This window comes from uncultured Ferrimonas sp. (assembly GCF_947489035.1).
Classification (GTDB): domain Bacteria; phylum Pseudomonadota; class Gammaproteobacteria; order Enterobacterales; family Shewanellaceae; genus Ferrimonas.
The window spans coordinates 1-847 of the sequence record NZ_CANLCI010000065.1 but is presented as its reverse complement, the minus strand read 5'-3'; the positions used below and the strand labels follow the sequence as shown (position 1 = coordinate 847).

The 847-nt window shown below is 52.7% G+C and carries 1 rRNA gene; it reads right to left on the bottom strand.

What is annotated here, in order from left to right:
* Nucleotides 1–75 precede the first annotated feature (75 nt).
* Nucleotides 76–847: ribosomal RNA gene (locus Q0796_RS18080) — 23S ribosomal RNA — on the bottom strand; the annotation flags it as partial.

The following is an 847-nucleotide window of genomic DNA, read 5'->3' as shown; positions in this document are numbered from 1 at the left end:
ACGTAATTTGGTAAGCTGATTTTTCTCAACAATCCCACAAGCTCTGCGATATCCGCAAAACCACTTGGGTGTTGTATGGTTAAGCCTCACGGGTCATTAGTACAGGTTAGCTCAACGCCTCACAACGCTTACACACCCTGCCTATCAACGTCGTAGTCTTCGACGGCCCTTTAGGGAACTTATAGTTCCAGTGAGAACTCATCTCGAGGCTCGCTTCCCGCTTAGATGCTTTCAGCGGTTATCGATTCCGAACTTAGCTACCCGGCAATGCCACTGGCGTGACAACCGGAACACCAGAGGTTCGTCCACTCCGGTCCTCTCGTACTAGGAGCAGCTCCTCTCAATTCTCAAACGCCCACGGCAGATAGGGACCGAACTGTCTCACGACGTTCTGAACCCAGCTCGCGTACCACTTTAAATGGCGAACAGCCATACCCTTGGGACCGACTTCAGCCCCAGGATGTGATGAGCCGACATCGAGGTGCCAAACACCGCCGTCGATATGAACTCTTGGGCGGTATCAGCCTGTTATCCCCGGAGTACCTTTTATCCGTTGAGCGATGGCCCTTCCATTCAGAACCACCGGATCACTAAGACCTACTTTCGTACCTGCTCGACGTGTCTGTCTCGCAGTTAAGCTGGCTTCTGCCTTTGCACTAACCTCACGATGTCCAACCGTGATTAGCCAACCTTCGTGCTCCTCCGTTACTCTTTGGGAGGAGACCGCCCCAGTCAAACTACCCACCAGGCACTGTCCGCAATCCCGATAAGGGACCTACGTTAGAACATCAAACGTACAAGGGTGGTATTTCAAGGACGGCTCCACCTCATCTAGCGACAAGGTTTC